This is a genomic window from Streptomyces glaucescens, from assembly GCF_000761215.1.
Taxonomy (GTDB): domain Bacteria; phylum Actinomycetota; class Actinomycetes; order Streptomycetales; family Streptomycetaceae; genus Streptomyces; species Streptomyces glaucescens_B.
Genome location: NZ_CP009438.1, coordinates 4,496,776 through 4,515,707, shown reverse-complemented (window position 1 = coordinate 4,515,707; position 18,932 = coordinate 4,496,776). Strand labels below are relative to the sequence as shown.

The following is an 18,932-nucleotide window of genomic DNA, read 5'->3' as shown; positions in this document are numbered from 1 at the left end:
TGGCCGCGGCACGGCTCGGGGTGTTGGTGTGCCCCGGTGGCCACGGCGCGGCTCGGGGTGTGCGGGGGTCAGGCGCGGGCCTCGTCGTAGGCGCGGCGCGCCCGTTCCACCTCGGCCATCCGCCGCTCGGTCCATCCCGCCAGTGCCCGGACCTGCTCGGCGGCCTCGCGGCCCAGCTCGGTGAGGGAGTAGTCGACGCGCGGCGGGATGACCGGCTTGGCGTCGCGGTGGACCAGTCCGTCCCGCTCCAGGGTCTGCAGGGTCTGGGTGAGCATCTTCTCGCTGACCCGGCCGATCGCCCGGCGCAGCTCGCTGAACCGGTGCGGGCCTTCCAGGAGCCGGATCAGCACCAGGACGCCCCAGCGACTGGTGACGTGCTCCAGCACCAGCCGGTAAGGGCACATGGCCTCGCCGTCGATCCGCCAGTCACTTACCGCCATGCCAGTACCTTACTTCAAGGTGGGTACTTTCCATAAGTTAGCGCGCCACTTATGGTGAGTGCACAAGCCACCCACGAGGAGATCCGCATCATGAGCATCGTCGTCACCGGAGCCACCGGAAAGCTCGGCCGTCACGTCATCGAGCAGCTGCTGGAGAAGGTCCCCGCCGAGCGGATCACCGCGGTCGTGCGGGACGAGACCAGGGCCGCCGGCCTCGCGGCACGGGGCGTACGGCTGGCGGTCGCCGACTACAACGCGCCCGAGACCTTCGACGGCCTCCTCTCCGCAGGGGACAAGGTGCTGCTGATCTCCGGCAACGAGTTCGACAAGGGCCGCCCCGCCCAGCACAAGGTCGTCATCGACGCCGCGAAGGAGGCCGGCGTCGCCCTGCTCGCCTACACCAGCGCCCCCGGCAGCCTGACCGCCGCGCTCGCCGACGACCACCGCGCGACCGAGGAGATCCTGCTGGCCTCCGGAGTGCCCTACACGCTGCTGCGCAACGGCTGGTACTTCGAGAACTACACCGAGAACCTGGCCCCGGTGCTGGCCCACGACGCCGTCGTCCAGGCCGCGGGCGCCGGGCGCGTCTCCGCCGCCTCCCGGGCCGACTACGCCGCCGCCGCGGTCGCCGTGCTGACCGGCGAGGGCCACGAGAACCAGACGTACGAACTCGGCGGGGACACGTCGTTCGGCTTCGCGGAGTACGCCGCCGAGCTGACCCGGCAGACCGGCAAGGAGATCGTCTACCGGTCCGTCTCCGCGGAGGAGTACACCGCGATCCTGACCGGCGCGGGGGTGCCCGAGCCGCTCGCCGCGGTCTTCGCCGGGGTGGACGTGTCCATCGAGAAGGGTGAACTGGAGATCACCACCGGTGACCTCTCCCGCCTGACCGGCCGCCCGACCACCCCGCTCGCCGAGGCCGTCGCGGCGGCACTCGCCGGCTGAAACCACGACCCCGGGAATCTGTCATGACCGTATGGCGATACGGACATGACACGGGCGGGGGGCGGGCGCTACCTTCGTGCAGTCGAGACCGATGCGACGAACGCACCAAGGAGGAACCGTGGCCGAGAAGTCCAGGGCAGAGCAGCGCATAGGCCTGCTGAACGGCTTCGCGGCGTACGGCATGTGGGGGCTGTTCCCCCTCTACTTCCCCCTCCTCAAGCCCGCCGGGGCGTCCGAGGTCCTCGCCCACCGCATGGTGTGGTCCCTCGTCGTCGTCGCCGCCGTGCTGCTCGTGCTGCGCCGCTGGCGGTGGGCCGGCGAACTGCTGAAGCAGCCCCGCCGCCTCGCGCTCATCGCGTGCGCCGCGGCCGTCATCGCCGTCAACTGGGGCGTCTACATCTGGGCCGTGAACAACGACCGGGTCGTCGAGGCCTCCCTCGGCTACTTCATCAACCCGCTCGTCACCATCGCCCTGGGCGTGCTGCTGCTGAAGGAACGGCTGCGGCCCGTGCAGTGGGCGGCGGTCGGCATCGGTGTCGTGGCGGTCCTCGTCCTGGCCATCGGCTACGGCCGCCCGCCGTGGATCTCCCTCGTCCTGGCCTTCTCCTTCGGCACCTACGGCCTGATCAAGAAGAAGGTCAACCTCGGCGGCCTGGAGTCGCTGGCCGCCGAGACCGCGATCCAGTTCCTGCCCGCCGCCGGCTACCTGCTGTGGCTGACCGCGCAGGGCGACTCCACCTTCACCGGCGAGGGCCCGGGACACGCGGCACTGCTCGCCGCGACCGGCATCGTCACCGCGCTGCCGCTGGTCTGCTTCGGCGCGGCGGCCATCCGCGTCCCGCTGTCCACCATCGGCCTGCTCCAGTACCTGGCCCCGGTGTTCCAGTTCCTGATCGGCGTCCTCTACTTCGGCGAGGCCATGCCGCCCGAGCGCTGGGCCGGCTTCGCCCTGGTCTGGCTGGCGCTGTCCCTGCTCACCTGGGACGCCCTGCGCACCGCCCGCCGTACGGCCCGCGCCCTCAGGGCCGCGGCCCGGCTCGCCGCCGCGGACGCCGGCGCCCGCGCCGACGCCGACGCCGATGTCTTGGTGAGCGGCGCCGGGGCGGTGGCGGCGGCACCGGTGGACACCAAGCCGTAGCCACGCGGACCGCTTCCGGGGCGCGTGGCCGGTTACGGGCGGCAGGTCGGCCGGCCTCCGGGGCGGGCCGGTTACGGTATCGACCGGCATGGAAGCAGCCGCGTCCTCGCACCCGAGTCACTGCGCCGTCTCCGGTCACGACGACCACGACGACCCCTTCCAGTGGGACAGCCGGGAGGGCTGCGAAGTCCGGCAGATCCTGGACCGGATCGCCGACAAGTGGTCGCTGCTCGTCATCGCCCTGCTGGAGAACCGGCGGCTGCGCTTCACCGAACTGCGCCGCGAGATCGACGGGGTGAGCCGGCGCATGCTGACCGTCACCCTGCGCCGGCTCGAGCGCGACGGCCTGGTCCGGCGCACCGTCCACCCGGTGGTGCCGCCCCGCGTCGAGTACGAGCTCACCCCGCTCGGCGGCACCCTGCACGCCACCATCCGCTCCCTGGTGAGCTGGACGGAGGAGCACCAGCAGGAGATCGCCGCCGCCCGCGCCGCCTACGACGCCCGAGCGGCGGCGGCGGACGCCTGACCCCACCGGAAGACCGCCTGCCCGGGGCGGGGTCACGGGCCGTTGTCAGTGCCGCCGCCTATAACTGACGGCATGACAGACGAATCGGCGTCCGCGCCCGCCCCCGTGCACTGGAAGCTCGTCATCGACGCCCGTGATCCGCAGGGCCAGGCCGACTTCTGGGCCGCCGCGCTCGGCTACCTGGCCGAGGACAACAGCGCGCTGGTCCGGCGGCTGCTGGACGCCGGCGCGCTGCCCGCCGCGGCCACGGTGGACTTCCACGGCCGCCCCGCCTTCCGCGATCTGATCGCCGTGCGCCACCCCGACGACCCGTACGACCCGGACACCGGCACCGGCCTCGGCCGGCGGCTGCTCTTCCAGCGCGTGCCCGAGCCGAAGGCCGGCAAGAACCGGCTCCACCTGGACCTGCACCCGGGCGAGGGCCGCCGCGACGCCGAGGTGGAGCGGCTGAGAGCGCTGGGCGCGAGCGTGCTGCGGGAGGTGGCGGAGCAGGGCGGCTCATGGGTGGTGATGGCGGACCCGGAGGGCAACGAGTTCTGCGTGCAGTAGCGGGACCGGCCGTACCCGCCGGTCAGTCCCCCTGCGGCCCCCCGGCCGCCTCGCGGGCGCGCTCCGCCAGCCGGGTCATCCGGGTGCGGGCCGACCGGAGCTGCTCGGCCTCGTCGGCGGCCGGGCCCGGCTCGGCGGCCAGCGCGGTCCACAGGGCGATCAGCTCGTGCCCGAGCTCCTGGCCGAGCAGCGGGTCGCGCACGGCGCGCCAGGCCGTCGCCGCGCCGTGCAGACTGCTGTACGCCGCCTCCGCGTCGCCCGTACGGCGCCGGGCGTGCACCAGGTCGACCGAGAGCCGGAAGGCCCGGAGCGGGTCCCCGCCCAGGTAGGCGGCGTAGGCGGCCAGTTCGCCCAGCCGCAGTGCCTCCGGGTGGTCCGGGCCCAGCAGGGCCGCGCCGTCGCGCAGTGCCTGCTCGGCGAGCGCGGAGGCGGCGTCGATCCGTCCTTCCCTCACCGCCTCGGCGATGCGGGCCAGGGGCTCGGTCAGCGGCGTGGGCACGGCGGCGGGTTCGGGCACGTCGTCACCGAGCACCGCCTCGGCCACGGCGTCGAATCCACGGGGTGGCGTGGGCTTGGCATCGGGGTCGGAGTCGGGGCCGGGCACCTCGGCCGGCGCCGGGCCGTGGACGGCCTGCGCCGGGCCGTCCATGTCCGGCGGCGGGCCGAACGCACCCGTGGGCGGCATGACCGTGCCCGGGGCGCGGGAGGGCTGGGGCTGGGGGACGGGCAGGGGCTGGGGTCGGTACGGCGGGGTGGGCCGGGACTGCGGGACCGGGGGCTGCGGGACCGGGGGCTGCGGGGCGGGCCGGGGCTGCGGGACCGGCTGGGGCGGAGGGGTCCGCTCGGGCATGGCCCGCAGCCGGAAGGTGGGCGCGGAGTCCGGTGCCGCCTCGAGCTCGTCCCAGGAGGGGGCGGAGGGCTGGACGGGGTGCCGGCGCGGCTCCCTGCCCCGCGGGATCCGCAGGACCCGGGTGGCACCGTCGGGGACCGGCTCAGGCGCGGGAGCGGTGGCCGGACCGGCGGCGGGGGCCGCGGTGGGAGACGGGTGGGCGGTGAAGTGGCTGGAGCCGTCCGGGTCGACCCGCAGCGGGACGACGTAGCCGATGCGCTCGTCGTGGATCGTGGCGAGGACGGGACGGCCGGTGGCGAGGGCGATGCGGTGCAGGTGGTTCAGGACGCACTGCTGCGGCTCCTCACCGGGCGCGGGAGCGAGCGGGGAACCGCCGACCGTCACCGTGCCGCTCCCGTCCCCGGCGAGGACGCGGACGTCGACCGGTGTCGCCGAAGACGCGCCGAGGCGCTGCTGGTCCGGCTGCTTCTCGCGGCTGAGTCGAGACATCGGGTTCCCTCACTTAAACGCGTCCGCGAGATGGTGGCGGACCCTGGCGCCGAGTCTCTCCGCTGCCCCTCGGCTCTCCGGTCACCGAGGTGTCACAGCCTCGTCCCAAGGCCCGGCCCCCGGTCACCGTACCCTCTCGACGGCAGGGCAGGATCGAAGGAGGCGAGGGAGGGAGCGGGCATGCGGACGGGCGGGCAGCCGGGACCGGAGCTGTGGATCCGCGGACCGGTGGCGAGCGCGCCGCCCCGCCGCTTCTCCTGGGTGGGCGCGCACGGCGGGTCCGGCGTGTCGACCCTGGCGGCGGTCTACGGCGGCCGGGACTGCGGACGCGACTGGCCGGGCCCCGCCGATCCGCCGGCGGTGCTGCTGGTGGGGCGCACCCATGCGGCGGGCCTGGACGCGGTCGCCCGGGCGCTGGCGGACCTCCGGGACGGCGGGGCCGCCCCGCCGCACCTGGGCCTGGAGGGCGTGGTGCTGGTCGCGGACGCCCCGGGCCGGCTGCCGCGTCCGCTCGCGCGGCGCGTCGGGGAGCTGGAGGCGGCCGTCGGGGTGTACCGCGTGCCGTGGGTGTCCGCCTGGCGCCTGGGCGACCTCGGCGGCGGCCCGCCCCGGGGGACGGAACCGCTGGCCCGGCTGACGGAGGCGGGCCACTGAGACGCGCCCCGCCGGGCGGCGCCCCTCCCCCGCGGTGGACTGTCCCTCGGGGAAGTCGCTTCCTCCCCCCGCGGGTGAGCTGCCCCTCCGGGAAAGCCGCCACCTCCCCCTGTGGTGAGCTGCCCCTCCAGCGGATCCGCCACCTCACCCGCGGCAAGCTACCCCTCCGGGAAAGCCGCCCCCTCACCCGCGGCGAGCTACCCCTCCAGCGGAGCTGCCCCTCACCCCGCGGCGAGCTACCCCTCCAGCGGAGCCCCCCCTCACCCCGCGGTGGCTGCCCCTCCGGGAGCCACCCCCTCCCGGTGGCCCTTCCCGGCCGCCGGGTGCTCCTGCGGGACGTACGGCGGAGGCGGGAATGAACGGCTGTTCCATGCGGCTGCATAGGATGCCGGGCACTGGCTCGTCGTCGTTCCCGGGTTGCCCGGGGCGACGCGGGAGCCGATGCCGATGCCGTCCGCACCCGCGGACCCGCGGACCCCAGGGGGGAACCTTGTCCCGTCGCTTCCTTTTCCTGCTCGGCAGCAGCCGTCGTGACGGCAACACCGAGTTGCTGGCCCGCCGGGCCGCCGAGCAGCTGCCCGAGGACGTCGAGCAGCGCTGGATCAGCCTCGCCGAGCACCCGCTGCCGGACTTCGAGGACCGGCGGCACGGGACCGGCGCCGCCCGGCCCGAGCACGAGAACTCCGTCCTGCTGCGCGAGGCCACGCTCGCCGCGACGGACCTGGTGATCGCCTCGCCGCTGTACTGGTACTCGGTGACCACGCCGACCAAGCGCTACCTGGACCACTGGTCGGCCTGGCTGCGCACCCCGGGCGTCGACTTCCGCGCCGCGATGGCCGGGCGCACCCTGTGGGGCGTCACCGCCCTCGCCACCGAGGCCCCGGTCGCCGGGCCGCTGATCGGGACGCTCAACCACTCGGCGGCGTACATGGGGATGCGCTTCGGCGGTGTGCTGCTCGGCAACGGCAGCAAGCCGGGCGACGTGCTCGACGACAGCGAGGCACTGGCCCGCGCCAAGACCTTCTTCGCCCAGGAGGCCCCGCTCGCCCGCTTCCCGTCCGGGGAGTGACGCTCAGGCGCTGATGTCCTTCGCCGTGAACCGTGCCCACGCCGCGGAGCCGAAGACGGCCGCGTACAGGGCCTGGAGGCCGAGGTTGCGCGTCAGGTCGTCCCAGAGGACCGGCTCGCGCATCAGGTCGGCGAAGGACAGCCAGTAGTGGGAGAAGAGGTACGGGTGCAGGGCGTCCAGCTGGGGTATCTGGTCGAGGATCTGCACGGTGATGAGCAGGCCGACCGTCGTTGCCATGGCGGCCACGCCGCTGTTGGTGAGCGTCGACACGAACAGGCCCAGCGCCGCGACACCGGTCAGTGAGGCGGCGACGGCGAGCGCGATCAGCAGCGCGCGGCCCAGTCCCTCGGCGAAGCCGATCCGGGTGCCGGAGATGGTGGTGAGGTCGCCGAGCGGGAACAGCAGCGCCCCGACCGCGAGCGCCGTCAGGGCGACCACCAGGGTGGCGGCCAGGCAGAACACCATCGTGGTGACGTACTTGACGAGCAGCAGCCGGGTGCGGCCGGCCGGGGCGACCAGCAGGTAGCGCAGGGTACCCGCGTTCGCCTCGCCGGCGATCGCGTCGCCCGCCACCACGCCCACCGCCATGGGCAGGAAGAACGGCAGGGTCGCGGCGAGCGCGGTGAAGACCAGGAACAGTCCGTTGTTGGTGACCTGGGCGATGAACGCGGGGCCTTCGCCGCCGCCCCCGCCGCCGGCCGGCGAGCCGTCACCGGTCTCGATCTTCACGGCGGCCCCGACCAGCACGGGCACGGCGGCGAGGACGCCCAGCAGGGCGAGGGTGCGCCAGCGTTGGAAGGTGGTGGCCAGCTCGCTGCGGAGGAGGCCGAGCGACCACAGGGGGCTCGGCGTGCGCGCGACCGGCGTGCCGGTCTCAGCCCGCGACATCGAACCCCTCCCCCGTGAGCGCCATGAACGCGTCCTCCAGTGAGGCACGCTCGATGCCGAATCCGCGCACCCGCACCCCTGCCTTCACCAACGCGGCGGTGAGGTCGGCGAGTTCCCCTTCGGGTGCCTCCCCGCGGACCCGGTCGCCCGCGACGACGACGTCGGTGACGCCGTTCTCCTCCAGCACCCGGACCGCGTCCCCGGTGTCGGGGGTGGTCACCACCAGCCGGCCGCGCAGTCCTGCCGCGAGGTCGGTGACGGTGCCCTGGGTGATCAGCCGGCCCTGGGCCATGACCGCGGCGTGGGTGCAGACCTGCTCGATCTCGTCGAGCAGGTGGGAGGAGACGAAGACGGTGGTGCCGTCGTCGGCGAGTTCCCGCACCAGGGTGCGGATCTCGCGCATGCCCTGCGGGTCGAGGCCGTTGGTCGGCTCGTCGAGGACGAGCAGCCTGCGGGGCTGGAGCAGGGCGGCGGCGAGACCCAGTCGCTGCTTCATGCCGAGCGAGTACGCCTTGGCCTTCTTGCCGGCCGCGGCCGTGAGCCCCACCCGGTCCAGCGCCGCGGCGACCCGGTGCCGCCGGGTGCGCGGGTCGGCGGTGGGGTCGGCCGCGTCGTAGCGCAGCAGGTTGTCCCGGCCGGAGAGGAAGCCGTACAGGGCCGGGCCCTCGATGAGGGCACCGACCTGCGGCAGTACGGCGCGGGCGTCCCGGGGCACGGGTCTGCCGAGCACCCGCGCCGTGCCCGAGGTCGGCTCGATCAGGCCCATCAGCATGCGGATCGTGGTGGTCTTGCCCGATCCGTTCGGGCCGAGGAAGCCGAAGACGCTGCCCGCGGGAACCGTGAGGTCCAGGGCGTCGACGGCGAGCTGCCCGCCGCGGTACCGCTTGGTGAGCGCGCGGGTGACGATGACGCCGTCGTCCGCGTCGTCGCCGTCCGGTGCCGTGGCGGGCGGTTCGCTCATGTACTCCCTTACTCCCTCACTCGGGCCGGGCCGCCCGGTCGTGGCCGGTCTAGCGCTCCGACTCCGCGGCCTTGACCAGCGTCTCCTTGGTGACGGCACCGGCGTACACCGTGCCGTCGTCCGTGATCAGGGCGTTGACCAGGCGGGTCTTGAAGACCGTGCCGGAGCCGAAGTCGCCCTTCACCCGGTCGCCGAGCGAGTCGAGGAAGCCGCCCAGGTCGCCGCCGACCTCGTCACCGCCGGGGATGCCCGCGCCGCCGGTGCCGAGCACGGCCACGGAGGTCCATCCCTCGCCGACGACCTTCATCCCCCCGGGGCCCGCGGAGCCGCCGGCAGCACCCTTGCCGAGGGTCTCTTCGAGGCCCTTGGCCAGGTCCCGCTCCTCCTGGGGGGTGACCGGCCGCCCGGCCTCGCTCTCCTCGGTGACCTTGGCGCCCGCGGGCGGGGTGAAGTCGAAGGCGGCGGCGTCCGGCCGGGCGTAGCTGATCTTCGTGAAGCCCGCGTCGACGACGGCGGCGCCGCCGCTCGCCGGGGTCAGGGTGAACTTCAGCGGCAGGCCGGTCCCGGCGTCCACCGCGATGCTGATCGCGCCGACCGTGGAGCCGGACTGCCGGGGCTCGATGAGCAGCTTGTAGGCGTCGCGCCCGGCGACCTGCGCGGTTCCGTCGACGGTGACGGACGTGGTGCCGTCGACCGCCTTGAGCGCCTGCTCGGCGAAGTCCTTCGGCGTGGCGGGGGGTTCCGCGGTGTGCTGCCCGGCCTCGTCCGCGGTGCCGTGGAAGACCTCGTTGGACGCGCTGTCGTAGCCCCAGACGTCCTTGCCGTTGTGGATGAGGCTGTACTCGGCGGCGTCCTCCAGCACCGACAGCCGCTGCCGGTCGGGGCCGTCGGCCGCGACGCGCAGGGTGTGGGTGCCGGTCGCGAGTTCGGTGAGCTTGGCGGACGGGTCGGCGGCGGAGCCGTCCGCGTCACCGCCGGGCGCGCCGGCGCCGCCGAGGGCTCCCTCCAGGCCGCCGAGGTCCGGCAGTCCCAGATCGGTGGTGACCTTCACCGTGCCGGACAGCCGCTGCACGTCCGACTCGGCGATCTTCTGTATGAGCTGCTCCGCGGTGATCTTCGGCAGGTCGGGGCTGCCGGAGTCGGCGAGGGCGGGGACGAGCCCGATGGTTCCGGCCGCCACCCCCACCACCGCGACCGGAACGACGTACCGGGCGGCCTTGCGCCGCCGCGCGGTCGTGCTGTCGTCGGATTCGTACGGTCCCATGTGTGCCCTACCTCCGTCGTCGGCCCGCCCATTCTCACCCGATTGGGTGAGGACCGGCTGTTTTTCCGTGCTTTCGCTCTGTGCTCTCCATCTGACCAAAAGCGGGCACGGCTTTCGTCAGACCGCGGAATCAACTCCGCGTACTGCTGCGGTATGACACGGCGGGCCGTGATCTCCCCCGACCCGTAGGGGTGACGGCCGTCGGAGGGGCCGGCGGGGGCTCAGCCCGCGCGGTGGACCACCGCGTCGCACAGTTCCTGGAGGGCCCGCTTGGCGTCGCACTCCGGCAGCGGGGCGAGCGCCGCGCGCGCCTCCTCGGCGTAGCGCACGGTGTCCCGGCGGGCCTGCTCCAGCGCGGGGTGCGCGCGCAGGGCCGCCAGTGCCCGGGCGTGCCGGTCGTCGTCGCTGAGGTCGGACTCCAGCAGCTCGCACAGGGCGAGGTCCTCGGCGCGCCCGCCGCGCGCCGCCTGCTCGCGCAGCCGCAGCACGGGCAGGGTGGCGATGCCCTCGCGCAGGTCGGTGCCCGGCGTCTTGCCGGACTCGTGCGAGTCGGAGGCGATGTCGAGCACGTCGTCGGCGAGCTGGAAGGCGACGCCGAGGCGCTCCCCGTACTGGGTGAGGACGTGCACGGTGGACTCGTCGGCGCCGGACATCATCGCGCCGAACCGGCAGGAGACGGCCACCAGGGAGCCGGTCTTGCCGCCGAGCACGTCCAGGTAGTGGTCGACGGGGTCGCGGCCGTCCTGCGGGCCCGCGGTCTCCAGGATCTGCCCGGTGACCAGCCGCTCGAAGGCCTCGGCCTGCACCCGGACGGCCTCGGGTCCGAGGTCGGCGAGGATGTGGGAGGCGCGGGCGAAGAGGAAGTCGCCGGTGAGGACGGCGACGGAGTTGCCCCAGCGGGTGTTGGCGCTGGGCACCCCGCGGCGCACGGCCGCCTCGTCCATGACGTCGTCGTGGTACAGCGTGGCCAGGTGGGTCAGCTCGACGACGACGGCGGAGGGCACCACGCCCGGCGCGTAGGGGTCGCCGAACTGGGCGGCGAGCATCACGAGCAGCGGCCGGAACCGCTTCCCGCCGGCTCGCACGAGGTGCTGTGCGGCCTCCGTGATGAACGGGACCTCGCTCTTGGTGGCTTCGAGCAACCCTTCCTCGACAGCCGTCAATCCGGCCTGGACATCGGCTTCCAGAGCCTGGTCCCGCACGCTCAGCCCGAACGGCCCGACGACGGTCACGAGGGGTCTCCTGTCTGCTGGTGTCTACCGGTGATTACGCGGTTTGTCGATACGTCGCTGCCTTCACTCAAGTCAGCGTATCCGGTCACGTTTCGATCACCGATGCCGCCCACGGTTACAGCACGGGCGGTATCGGATCACGCCCGGTATGTTTTTGATCAACTCATAAGAAGGGATATTCATCGACTTCGCCCTCACCCGCACCGCCCCCGTACTCCTCCCCGCCGCCACCGCCCGCATTCCCGCGTTCCGCACCGGCCCGGTCACCCTCAGCGGCATGACATGCCCACCGCCGCCGGCCGCCCCGTTCCGCCCCCGCCGTCCGCCCGGCGAGCACGCGCATCCGTACGCCCCCCCCACACGAGGCCCCGCACGAAGACGTCCGGATCCCGCCGCAGGACCGGACTCTCCGCTACGCGCGCGTGGCGCCGGGGCCGCCCGTGGACGAGGCTTCGCGCGGAAGGCGGCCGGCGGGGCCGAGGTGGTGCACCGGCCTGCGGACCGACCGGCCCTGGTGCGACGGCGGGCCGGCACGTTCGGCATCTTCTGGGGCGGCAGCAACTCCCTCCGGACCGCGGCCCTCGCGCCCGAGCCGCTGAAGGCGGTCGTCGCGCCCTGCCGCGCGGACGACCGATACGACAACGACGGGCACCACGGGGGAGGTTCCGTCCTCACGGAGGACATGACCGCCCGGGCGGCGACGCCGCGCGTCCGGGCCGGCCGGGGGGCGAGCGGCGGGTGGAGACCGCTCCCGGGCAGGGCGGCAGCCGTACACGGCCGGACGGGCCGGACCGGCCGAGGACGCCCTCGGCACCTCCACCGTCCGCGAGGACGACCCCCCTCTCGGTCCGCGTCCGCTCCGACCGGTCGGTCCGGCCGCACCGCCCTGGGGCGCGACCGCGCGGGTGCGCTCGGAACCGAGCCGCGACACCCCGCCCCTTCTGTCCGTTATTGAGGTGATGTGTACAGGAGACGGAGGGCCGTCCTCCCCCGCCCCCAGGGCAAGCGCACCCCACGAGCCGCGGTTCGGCGGAAAGTTGACACACCTTGAGCCGATTGCCCGTTTTGCCGCTCTTGTGCCGGCGCGTGAGTTGACTCACGAGGGCCAGGTCACATCCCCACCCCGGCTCTCGCCCGTTCTCCCCGGCTCCTCTTGCCAGTTGGGCCCGCCCCACCGCAAAGGATCAAGTATCCCATACGTCGTGATCATGGCCAACGGCCGTCATATGTGAATCCGCTACTTGTTCCGGACACCCGCTCTCGCATACGTTCCCGCCTCGTCGGGCGGAACGCCGAATCCTGCCGCCGCCCGCGCCACCCAACCGCGAACTCACTCGTACGGCAGGAGCGGGGGACCCAGGTATGCCGCCGGTCCGGGCACGCACCCGGACCGGCTCGGGGTGAAGCCGTGCGCTCAGGCGCACGGCCGGGCACCTCCCAGCCCGAACCCGACAGCTCACCTCGCAGGCGCCGGAGAGGACATTCGACATGCCTGCCAACGGCCTGCCCGCCACCAGCCGCCCGGCCCGGAGCCGCCGCCGCACCCGCCTCGCCCGCGCCCTCGCCGCCGCCGGCACCGGTGCCGCCGTGCTCGCGCTGCCGCTGATCGGCGCGACCACCGCCTCCGCGGCCACCCCGGCCGCGGCCACCGCCGCGACGGCGTACCCCGACAACCTCGACGGCTGGATCCGCCAGGCGCTGTCGGTCATGTCCCAGCACGGCATCCCCGGCACCTACGACGGCATCTACCGCAACGTCATGCGCGAGTCCTCCGGCAACCCGCGCGCCATCAACCTGTGGGACTCCAACGCCGCCGCGGGCACCCCCTCCAAGGGGCTGCTCCAGGTCATCGACCCCACCTTCGCCGCCTACCACGTGCCCGGCACGGTGTACGACCCGTACGACCCGGTCGCGAACATCGCCGCCGCGTGCAACTACGCGGCCGACCGCTACGGCTCCATCGACAACGTCTTCGGCGCGTACTGAGCCACGCACTCCGCTTCACCGTAGAGCCGTTCGAGGACGACGGCGACGCCGTCGTCCTCGTTCGACAGGGTCACCTCGTCGGCCACCGCCTTGAGCGCGGGATGCGCGTCGGCCATCGCCACGCCGCGCGCGGCCCAGTCGAACATGGGGATGTCATTGGGCATGTCCCCGAAGGCGAGGGTGTCCTCGGGGCCCAGCCCCAGATGCTCGGCGGCCAGCGCCAGACCGGTCGCCTTCGTGACACCGCACGGCTGCAGCTCCACCGTCCCCGGCCCCGACATGGTGACGGTCGCGAGCGAGCCCACCACCGCGCGGGCCACGCCCGCCAACTCGTCGTCGCCCAGCCCGGGGTGACGCAGCAGCACCTTGCTGATGGGCTCACCCCACAGGTCGCGGCGCCGGCCGACCCGCACCGCGGGGAGCGTGGGGTGCGGCATCCGGTAGCCCGGCTCGGTCAGCGTCAGCCCGTCGGTCCCGTCCTGGTCGACCGCCGCGTACACCTGCCCCACCTCGGCCTCGATCTTGCCGAGCGCGATCTCCGCCAGTTCCCGGTCCAGGGTCACCGACCACAGCAGCCGGTCCGCGCCCACGTCGTACAGCTGCGCCCCCTGCCCGCACACCGCCAGCCCCGTGCCGCCCAGGTCCGCCAGCAGCGCACGCACCCGCGGGGCCGGCCGGCCGGTCACCACCAGGTGCCGGGCGCCGGCCGCCGCCACCCGTGCGAGGGCGGCACGCGACCGGCCCGAGACCGTGTCGTCGCCGCGCAGCAGGGTGCCGTCGAGGTCGGTGGCGATGAGGGAGTACGCGGGGATGCGCGCGGCATATGCGGTGGGAGCGGCCATGATCAGAGAATACGGATCGCGCGCCCGCTCCGCTCGCCCTCAACTCCCTTCTCGCCATCCGGATTTCGCCCCTCGGAGGGACCCCGTGACGGGCCGGGGCGAACCCCGGCGCCGGCACCCGTGAGGACATCGCCCGGAGGACACCGGCGAGCCGGCCGGCCCGGCCGAGCCGACTCGCCGGTTCCCGGCCCGGCAGCGGGCGGCGCAGGACATCCGAGGGCATCCACGGCATTTTGGGCACTGCCCAAACCGGGATCACCGCCGTAACGTTGGCGCGACCGCATGGACCGCACGTACGAAAGTGAGGCAGTACCCCATGCCCCCCTTCGATGTCCCCGAGGGCGACCCCTTCGGTCCGCACAACCTTCCGTACGGCGTGTTCTCGCCCGCCGGTTCCGAGCAGCGGACCGTCGGGGTCCGGCTCGGCGACCACGTGCTCGACGCCGGCGCGGCGGCCGTGGCGCTCGGTTCCCCGTACGCCTCGCTGCTCGCAAGGCCCACCCTGGGCCCGCTGCTCGCGGCCGGCCGCACCGCCTGGTCGGACGTCCGGCGCGCGCTCACCGCCTGGGTGACCGTGCCCTCCCACCGCGAGACCGTGGCCCCGCTGATGCACCCCCTGTCGTCGGTGACCCTGCACCTGCCCTTCGAGGTCGCCGACTACGTCGACTTCTACGCGTCGGAGAACCACGCCCGCAACGTCGGCCGGATGTTCCGCCCGGACGCCCCGGACTCGCTCACCCCCAACTGGAAGCACCTGCCGATCGGCTACCACGGCCGCTCCGGCACGGTCGTCGTCTCCGGCACCGAGATCGTCCGACCCGCGGGCCAGCGCAAGGCGCCCGCCGACCCCGCGCCGGTCTTCGGGCCGTCCGTCCGCCTGGACATCGAGGCGGAGGTCGGCTTCGTCGTCGGCGTCCCCTCGCGGATGGGCCACCCGGTGGCGCTGGGCGACTTCCGGGAGCACGTCTTCGGGCTGTGCCTGCTCAACGACTGGTCGGCGCGAGACGTCCAGGCCTGGGAGTACGTGCCGCTCGGCCCCTTCCTCGGCAAGTCCTTCGCCACCTCCGTGTCCGCCTGGATCACCCCGCTGGACGCCCTGGAGGACGCCCGGGTGGCGCCGCCGGAGCGCACCCACCCGCTGCTGCCCTACCTGGACGACGCCGACGAGGAGCCCGGCGGCTACGACCTGCGCATCTCCGTCGCCGTCAACGGCCACGTGGTCTCCGAGCCGCCCTTCTCCACCATGTACTGGACCGCGGCCCAGCAGCTCGCCCACATGACCGTCAACGGCGCCTCCCTGCGCACCGGCGACCTGTACGGCTCCGGCACGGTCAGCGGGCCCGAGCCCGGCCAGCGCGGCTCCCTGCTGGAGCTGACCTGGAACGGCCGCGACCCGCTCGACCTGCCCGACGGCAAGCGCACCTTCCTGGAGGACGGCGACACGGTCACCCTGACGGCCTGGGCACCGGGTCCGGGCGGGGCCAGGGTGGGGCTGGGCGAGGTCACGGGGACGATCGTTCCGGCCTGACCGGCCCGACCGGCCCCGGTCGTCCGACCCGGCCCGGACGGCTGCGGCTACGGCTGCCCGCCCGAACCGCCGTACCCGGCGGGCCGGTTGGTCTGGAGGGTCGGCTTCCGGTAACGCGTCGGTCCGGGCACTGACTCCGGGCCCCGCCCGCCGTCATACTGGCGGCGGGCGCAGTGCGCGACGCCGGCGCGGGACGCGGACGGCGTGCGCCCGCGCCGCCGCACCCGCACCGCCCGAAGCCGACCCTCACTCCAGATCCGGAGCCCCTGGCATGACCGTCTGCCTGCTCCTGCTGAGCGTCCTCGCCCTGACGGCCGCCGTGCCGGTCCCCCGCGCGCTGACCCGCGCCGCCTGGCCCGAACGCGAGCCGGTGGTGGCGCTGTGGGTGTGGCAGTGCCTGGTGGCCACCGTCCTGCTGTGCTGCCTGACCGCGCTGACACTCGGTGCGGCGGCCGTCTTCCAGACCGTCCGCGACCAGGTGTTCGCACCGGCCCCGCCCGCCGTCACCGCCGCCTACGACCTGTCCGCCGCGCCGCCCTGGGCCGCCGCGCTCACCCTGCTGCTGGCCTGTGGGGCCGCCTGGACCACCGCGATGCTCGCCCGGGAACTGGCCGAGGCCCGCCGGCGGCGCGGCCAGGCCCGCGCCCACCTGCGCGAGCGCGCCCCCGACCTGCCCGCCGGGCTGCCGGCCGGGCGGGGGCCGCTGCTGGTCCTGGAGGACGAGTACCCGGACGCCTGGTGGCTGCCGGGCCACCCGGCGCAGCTCGTCGTCACGACCGGCGCCCTGCACCGGCTCACCGACCACCAGCTCGACGCGGTCCTCACCCATGAGCGCGGTCACGCCCGGGCCCGCCACGACTGGCTGCTGCACCTGTCGACCGCACTGGCCACCGGCTTTCCCCGTGTCCCGTTGTTCGCCCACTTCTGTGAGCAGACCCACCGGCTGGTCGAGCTGGCCGCCGACGACACGGCATCCCGGCGCTGCGGTCACCTCACCACCGCGCTCGCCCTGATCGAGCTGAACCAGCACCGGGGGGTGCTGTCCTGCTCCTCCAGCCACCGGCTGCTCGGCGAGCGCGTCGACCGGCTGCTGGAGCCGCCGCCCCGGCTGGGCCGCCGCCACCGGGCCCTGACGACGACGGTGGCGGCGCTGGTCCCGCTGCTGCCGCTGCTGATCACCTTCGCGCCCGGGCTGACGGCACTGAGCTGAGTCCCCGCACTCCCGCGCCGGTCCGCGCCGGCACCCGCGGTCCCGCGCCCGCGCGGGGCCGCCGCCGACGTCCGGGGGACGACGGCGTGGGGCGGCGCGGTGCCGGGCGCGGAGCGCCGGGCGCCGGGCGCCCGCATGATCGGCGGGACGCCTCTCAAGCCCAGTCGGGCTCCGGCTCCTCGCCGGACCAGTCGTGCGGGCCGAAGGGGTCGTCGGTCCCGGTGCCGGGCGCCGGGGCCGGGCCGGCGGGGGCGGAAGCCCGGGGCTGCGCCGCGACCGGGGCCGGGGCCTGGGCCCCGGCCGTCGGGGCGTCCAGCTCGGAGAGGACCGCGAGGACGCCCTCCCCGTACGTCGCCAGCTTCTTCTCGCCGACGCCGCTGATCCCGCCCAGCTCACGCACCGAGGTCGGCCACACGGTGGCGATCTCGCGCAGGGTCGCGTCGTGGAAGATCACATACGCCGGCACGCCCTGCTCCCGGGCCTGCTCGGCCCGCCAGGCGCGCAGCGCCTCGAAGGCCGGCACCAGCTCCGCGGGCAGCTCGGCGGCGGCCGCGGCCTTCGGCCTGCGCTCGCCGCGCCCGGGGGACGCCGGCGACTTCGCGGTCACCGGCTTCTCCGGCTCCTTGCGCAGCGGCACCTGCCGCTCCCGCCGCAGCACCGTCCCGCTGGCCTCGGTCAGCACCAGAGTGCCGTACTCCCCCTCGACGGCGAGGAGGCCCTGCGCGAGCAACTGCCGGATGACGCCCCGCCATTCCGCCTCGGTCAGCTCCTCGCCGATGCCGAACACGGACAGCCGGTCGTGGTCGAACTGGATCACCTTGCCGGTGCGCCTGCCCAGCAGGATGTCGACGATCTGCACCGCGCCGAACTTCTGCCCGCGCTCCCGCTGCAGCCGCACCACCGTCGACAGCACCTTCTGCGCGGCGACCGTGCCGTCCCAGGTCTCGGGCGGGGTCAGGCAGGTGTCGCAGTTGCCGCAGCCGCCGGGGTGCGGTTCCTGGCCGAAGTAGGCGAGCAGCTGCCCGCGCCGGCACTCGGCGGTCTCGCAGAGCGCGAGCATGGCGTCGAGGTGGGCCTGGGCGCGCCGCCGGAAGGCCTCGTCCCCCTCGCCGGACTGGATCAGCTTGCGCTGCTGGATCACGTCGTTGAGCCCGTACGCCATCCAGGCCGTGGACGGCAGTCCGTCGCGGCCCGCGCGGCCGGTCTCCTGGTAGTACCCCTCCACCGACTTGGGCAGGTCCAGGTGGGCGACGAACCGGACGTCCGGCTTGTCGATGCCCATGCCGAAGGCGATGGTCGCGACGACCACCAGGCCCTCCTCGCGCAGGAAGCGGGACTGGTGGGCGGCGCGGGTGCCCGCGTCCAGGCCCGCGTGGTACGGCACCGCCTCGATGCCGTTGCGGGAGAGGAACTCCGCCGTCTTGTCGACCGAGTTGCGCGACAGGCAGTAGACGATGCCCGCGTCGCCCGCGTGCTCCTCGCGCAGGAAGCTCAGCAGCTGCTTCTTCGGGTCGGCCTTGGGCACGATCCGGTACTGGATGTTGGGCCGGTCGAAGCTCGCCACGAAGTGCCGGGCGGCCGGCATGTTCAGCCGCTGGGTGATCTCCTGGTGCGTGGCGCGGGTGGCCGTCGCGGTGAGGGCGATCCGCGGGACGTCCGGCCAGCGCTCGCCGAGCAGGGACAGGGCCAGGTAGTCGGGGCGGAAGTCGTGGCCCCACTGGGAGACGCAGTGGGCCTCGTCGATCGCGAAGACGGAGATCCTGCCGCGCGAGAGCAGGTCCAGCGTGGCCTCCACCCGCAGCCGCTCCGGCGCCAGGTAGAGCAGGTCCAGCTCGCCGGCCAGGAACTCCGCCTCGACGACCCGCCGCTCGTCGAAGTCCTGCGTGGAGTTGATGAAACCGGCCCGCACGCCGAGCGCCCGCAGCGCGTCCACCTGGTCCTGCATCAACGCGATCAGCGGGGAGACGACCACTCCCGTACCCGGTCTGACCAGGGCCGGGATCTGGTAGCAGAGCGACTTGCCGCCACCGGTCGGCATGAGCACCACGGCGTCCCCGCCGGCCACCACGTGCTCGATGACGGCTTCCTGCTCGCCGCGGAAGGCCTCGTACCCGAAGACCTTGTGCAGCGTGGCCAGCGCCTCGGTCTGTGTCACTGCCATCTCGGCGATCCCGCCCGTCCCGCCCATCGTCGTGCCCCCCGTACGTCGTCCCTCGACCACTGCCTCCACGATAGGGGTCCGCACCGACAGCCCCCGGAGTTGTCCACAGGCCCCGCCCGCGGCCCGTCAAGGACACGATCCGTCGCTCACACGTTCGCGGGAGACCCGCTCGTTCCCGGCGGATAGTCTGAACGCACCGG

Annotated in this window: 18 protein-coding genes and 1 riboswitch; of the genes, 10 read left to right on the top strand and 8 right to left on the bottom strand. The window is 74.1% G+C overall.

Annotated features, from left to right (window positions below; translation table 11 throughout):
- Positions 1 to 68 precede the first annotated feature (68 nt).
- Positions 69 to 440 (bottom strand): winged helix-turn-helix transcriptional regulator, encoded by a 372-nt coding sequence (locus SGLAU_RS19575; protein ID WP_043503238.1) that lies wholly within the window; start codon positions 438 to 440, stop codon positions 69 to 71.
- 90 nt (positions 441 to 530) lie between these two features.
- Here SGLAU_RS19575 and SGLAU_RS19570 point away from each other — a divergent pair, with 90 nt between their 5' ends.
- The 4 genes from SGLAU_RS19570 (at position 531) to SGLAU_RS19555 (ending at position 3,598) form a co-directional block, all read left to right on the top strand.
- The gene (locus SGLAU_RS19570) at positions 531 to 1,385 is read left to right on the top strand and encodes an SDR family oxidoreductase (RefSeq protein WP_043503236.1); all 855 of its coding nucleotides are present in this window, start codon (positions 531 to 533) and stop codon (positions 1,383 to 1,385) included.
- A 118-nt stretch (positions 1,386 to 1,503) separates the two neighbouring features.
- Complete coding sequence (gene rarD, locus SGLAU_RS19565) at positions 1,504 to 2,523, top strand: EamA family transporter RarD (RefSeq protein WP_078957788.1); 1,020 nt, start codon at positions 1,504 to 1,506, stop codon at positions 2,521 to 2,523.
- An 88-nt stretch (positions 2,524 to 2,611) separates the two neighbouring features.
- Positions 2,612 to 3,049, top strand: a complete 438-nt coding sequence (locus SGLAU_RS19560) for a winged helix-turn-helix transcriptional regulator (RefSeq protein ID WP_043503233.1) — start codon at positions 2,612 to 2,614, stop codon at positions 3,047 to 3,049.
- A gap of 72 nt (positions 3,050 to 3,121) precedes the next feature.
- Positions 3,122 to 3,598 carry a VOC family protein gene (locus tag SGLAU_RS19555; RefSeq protein ID WP_043503230.1) on the top strand — a complete coding sequence of 159 codons (477 nt, stop codon included), beginning with the start codon at positions 3,122 to 3,124 and terminating at the stop codon, positions 3,596 to 3,598.
- A gap of 22 nt (positions 3,599 to 3,620) precedes the next feature.
- Here the strand turns inward: SGLAU_RS19555 and SGLAU_RS19550 are convergent, their stop codons facing one another.
- Positions 3,621 to 4,937 carry a hypothetical protein gene (locus SGLAU_RS19550; protein ID WP_043503228.1) on the bottom strand — a complete coding sequence of 439 codons (1,317 nt, stop codon included), beginning with the start codon at positions 4,935 to 4,937 and terminating at the stop codon, positions 3,621 to 3,623.
- Positions 4,938 to 5,117: 180 nt separating this feature from the next.
- On the opposite strand from SGLAU_RS19550, the gene SGLAU_RS19545 reads away from it, so the two are divergent.
- Together SGLAU_RS19545 and SGLAU_RS19540 are read left to right on the top strand one after the other, a co-directional pair.
- A complete protein-coding gene (locus SGLAU_RS19545) occupies positions 5,118 to 5,591 on the top strand; it encodes a DUF6668 family protein (protein WP_043503225.1) in 474 nt (157 codons plus the stop codon).
- A 490-nt stretch (positions 5,592 to 6,081) separates the two neighbouring features.
- Positions 6,082 to 6,660 carry a flavodoxin family protein gene (locus SGLAU_RS19540; protein ID WP_043503224.1) on the top strand — a complete coding sequence of 193 codons (579 nt, stop codon included), beginning with the start codon at positions 6,082 to 6,084 and terminating at the stop codon, positions 6,658 to 6,660.
- A 3-nt stretch (positions 6,661 to 6,663) separates the two neighbouring features.
- Here the strand turns inward: SGLAU_RS19540 and SGLAU_RS19535 are convergent, their stop codons facing one another.
- The 4 genes from SGLAU_RS19535 to SGLAU_RS19520 form a co-directional block, all read right to left on the bottom strand.
- Entirely contained in the window at positions 6,664 to 7,548 is an 885-nt protein-coding gene (locus tag SGLAU_RS19535) for an ABC transporter permease (RefSeq protein WP_052413827.1), read from the bottom strand.
- The gene (locus tag SGLAU_RS19530) at positions 7,535 to 8,509 is read right to left on the bottom strand and encodes an ATP-binding cassette domain-containing protein (protein ID WP_043503221.1); all 975 of its coding nucleotides are present in this window, start codon (positions 8,507 to 8,509) and stop codon (positions 7,535 to 7,537) included. Before SGLAU_RS19530 ends, SGLAU_RS19535 begins: the two co-directional genes overlap by 14 nt.
- Positions 8,510 to 8,558: 49 nt before the next feature.
- On the bottom strand, positions 8,559 to 9,773 hold the full coding sequence (locus SGLAU_RS19525) for a LolA family protein (protein WP_043503218.1): 1,215 nt from the start codon (positions 9,771 to 9,773) through the stop codon (positions 8,559 to 8,561).
- A 221-nt stretch (positions 9,774 to 9,994) separates the two neighbouring features.
- Positions 9,995 to 11,005, bottom strand: coding sequence for a polyprenyl synthetase family protein (locus SGLAU_RS19520; protein ID WP_043503216.1), 1,011 nt, complete (start codon positions 11,003 to 11,005; stop codon positions 9,995 to 9,997).
- 277 nt (positions 11,006 to 11,282) lie between these two features.
- Here SGLAU_RS19520 and SGLAU_RS36955 point away from each other — a divergent pair, with 277 nt between their 5' ends.
- Together SGLAU_RS36955 and SGLAU_RS19515 are read left to right on the top strand one after the other, a co-directional pair.
- The gene (locus SGLAU_RS36955; protein ID WP_412556239.1) at positions 11,283 to 11,960 is read left to right on the top strand and encodes a CocE/NonD family hydrolase; all 678 of its coding nucleotides are present in this window, start codon (positions 11,283 to 11,285) and stop codon (positions 11,958 to 11,960) included.
- A gap of 358 nt (positions 11,961 to 12,318) precedes the next feature.
- Positions 12,319 to 12,490: riboswitch (cyclic di-AMP (ydaO/yuaA leader) on the top strand.
- Positions 12,491 to 12,493: 3 nt separating this feature from the next.
- Positions 12,494 to 12,991 (top strand): transglycosylase SLT domain-containing protein, encoded by a 498-nt coding sequence (locus SGLAU_RS19515; RefSeq protein ID WP_043503214.1) that lies wholly within the window; start codon positions 12,494 to 12,496, stop codon positions 12,989 to 12,991.
- Here the strand turns inward: SGLAU_RS19515 and SGLAU_RS19510 are convergent.
- Positions 12,955 to 13,833 carry an HAD family hydrolase gene (locus tag SGLAU_RS19510; protein WP_043503211.1) on the bottom strand — a complete coding sequence of 293 codons (879 nt, stop codon included), beginning with the start codon at positions 13,831 to 13,833 and terminating at the stop codon, positions 12,955 to 12,957. The genes SGLAU_RS19515 and SGLAU_RS19510 overlap by 37 nt on opposite strands.
- 316 nt (positions 13,834 to 14,149) lie before the next feature.
- Between SGLAU_RS19510 and fahA the strand changes: the two genes are divergently transcribed.
- Together fahA and SGLAU_RS19500 are read left to right on the top strand one after the other, a co-directional pair.
- Positions 14,150 to 15,361, top strand: a complete 1,212-nt coding sequence (gene fahA, locus SGLAU_RS19505; RefSeq protein ID WP_043503209.1) for a fumarylacetoacetase — start codon at positions 14,150 to 14,152, stop codon at positions 15,359 to 15,361.
- 271 nt (positions 15,362 to 15,632) lie between these two features.
- The gene (locus SGLAU_RS19500) at positions 15,633 to 16,571 is read left to right on the top strand and encodes a M56 family metallopeptidase (RefSeq protein WP_043503208.1); all 939 of its coding nucleotides are present in this window, start codon (positions 15,633 to 15,635) and stop codon (positions 16,569 to 16,571) included.
- A gap of 154 nt (positions 16,572 to 16,725) precedes the next feature.
- On the opposite strand, the gene recQ is transcribed toward SGLAU_RS19500, so the two are convergent.
- Positions 16,726 to 18,759, bottom strand: a complete 2,034-nt coding sequence (gene recQ, locus SGLAU_RS19495) for a DNA helicase RecQ (protein ID WP_043503206.1) — start codon at positions 18,757 to 18,759, stop codon at positions 16,726 to 16,728.
- Positions 18,760 to 18,932 lie beyond the last annotated feature (173 nt).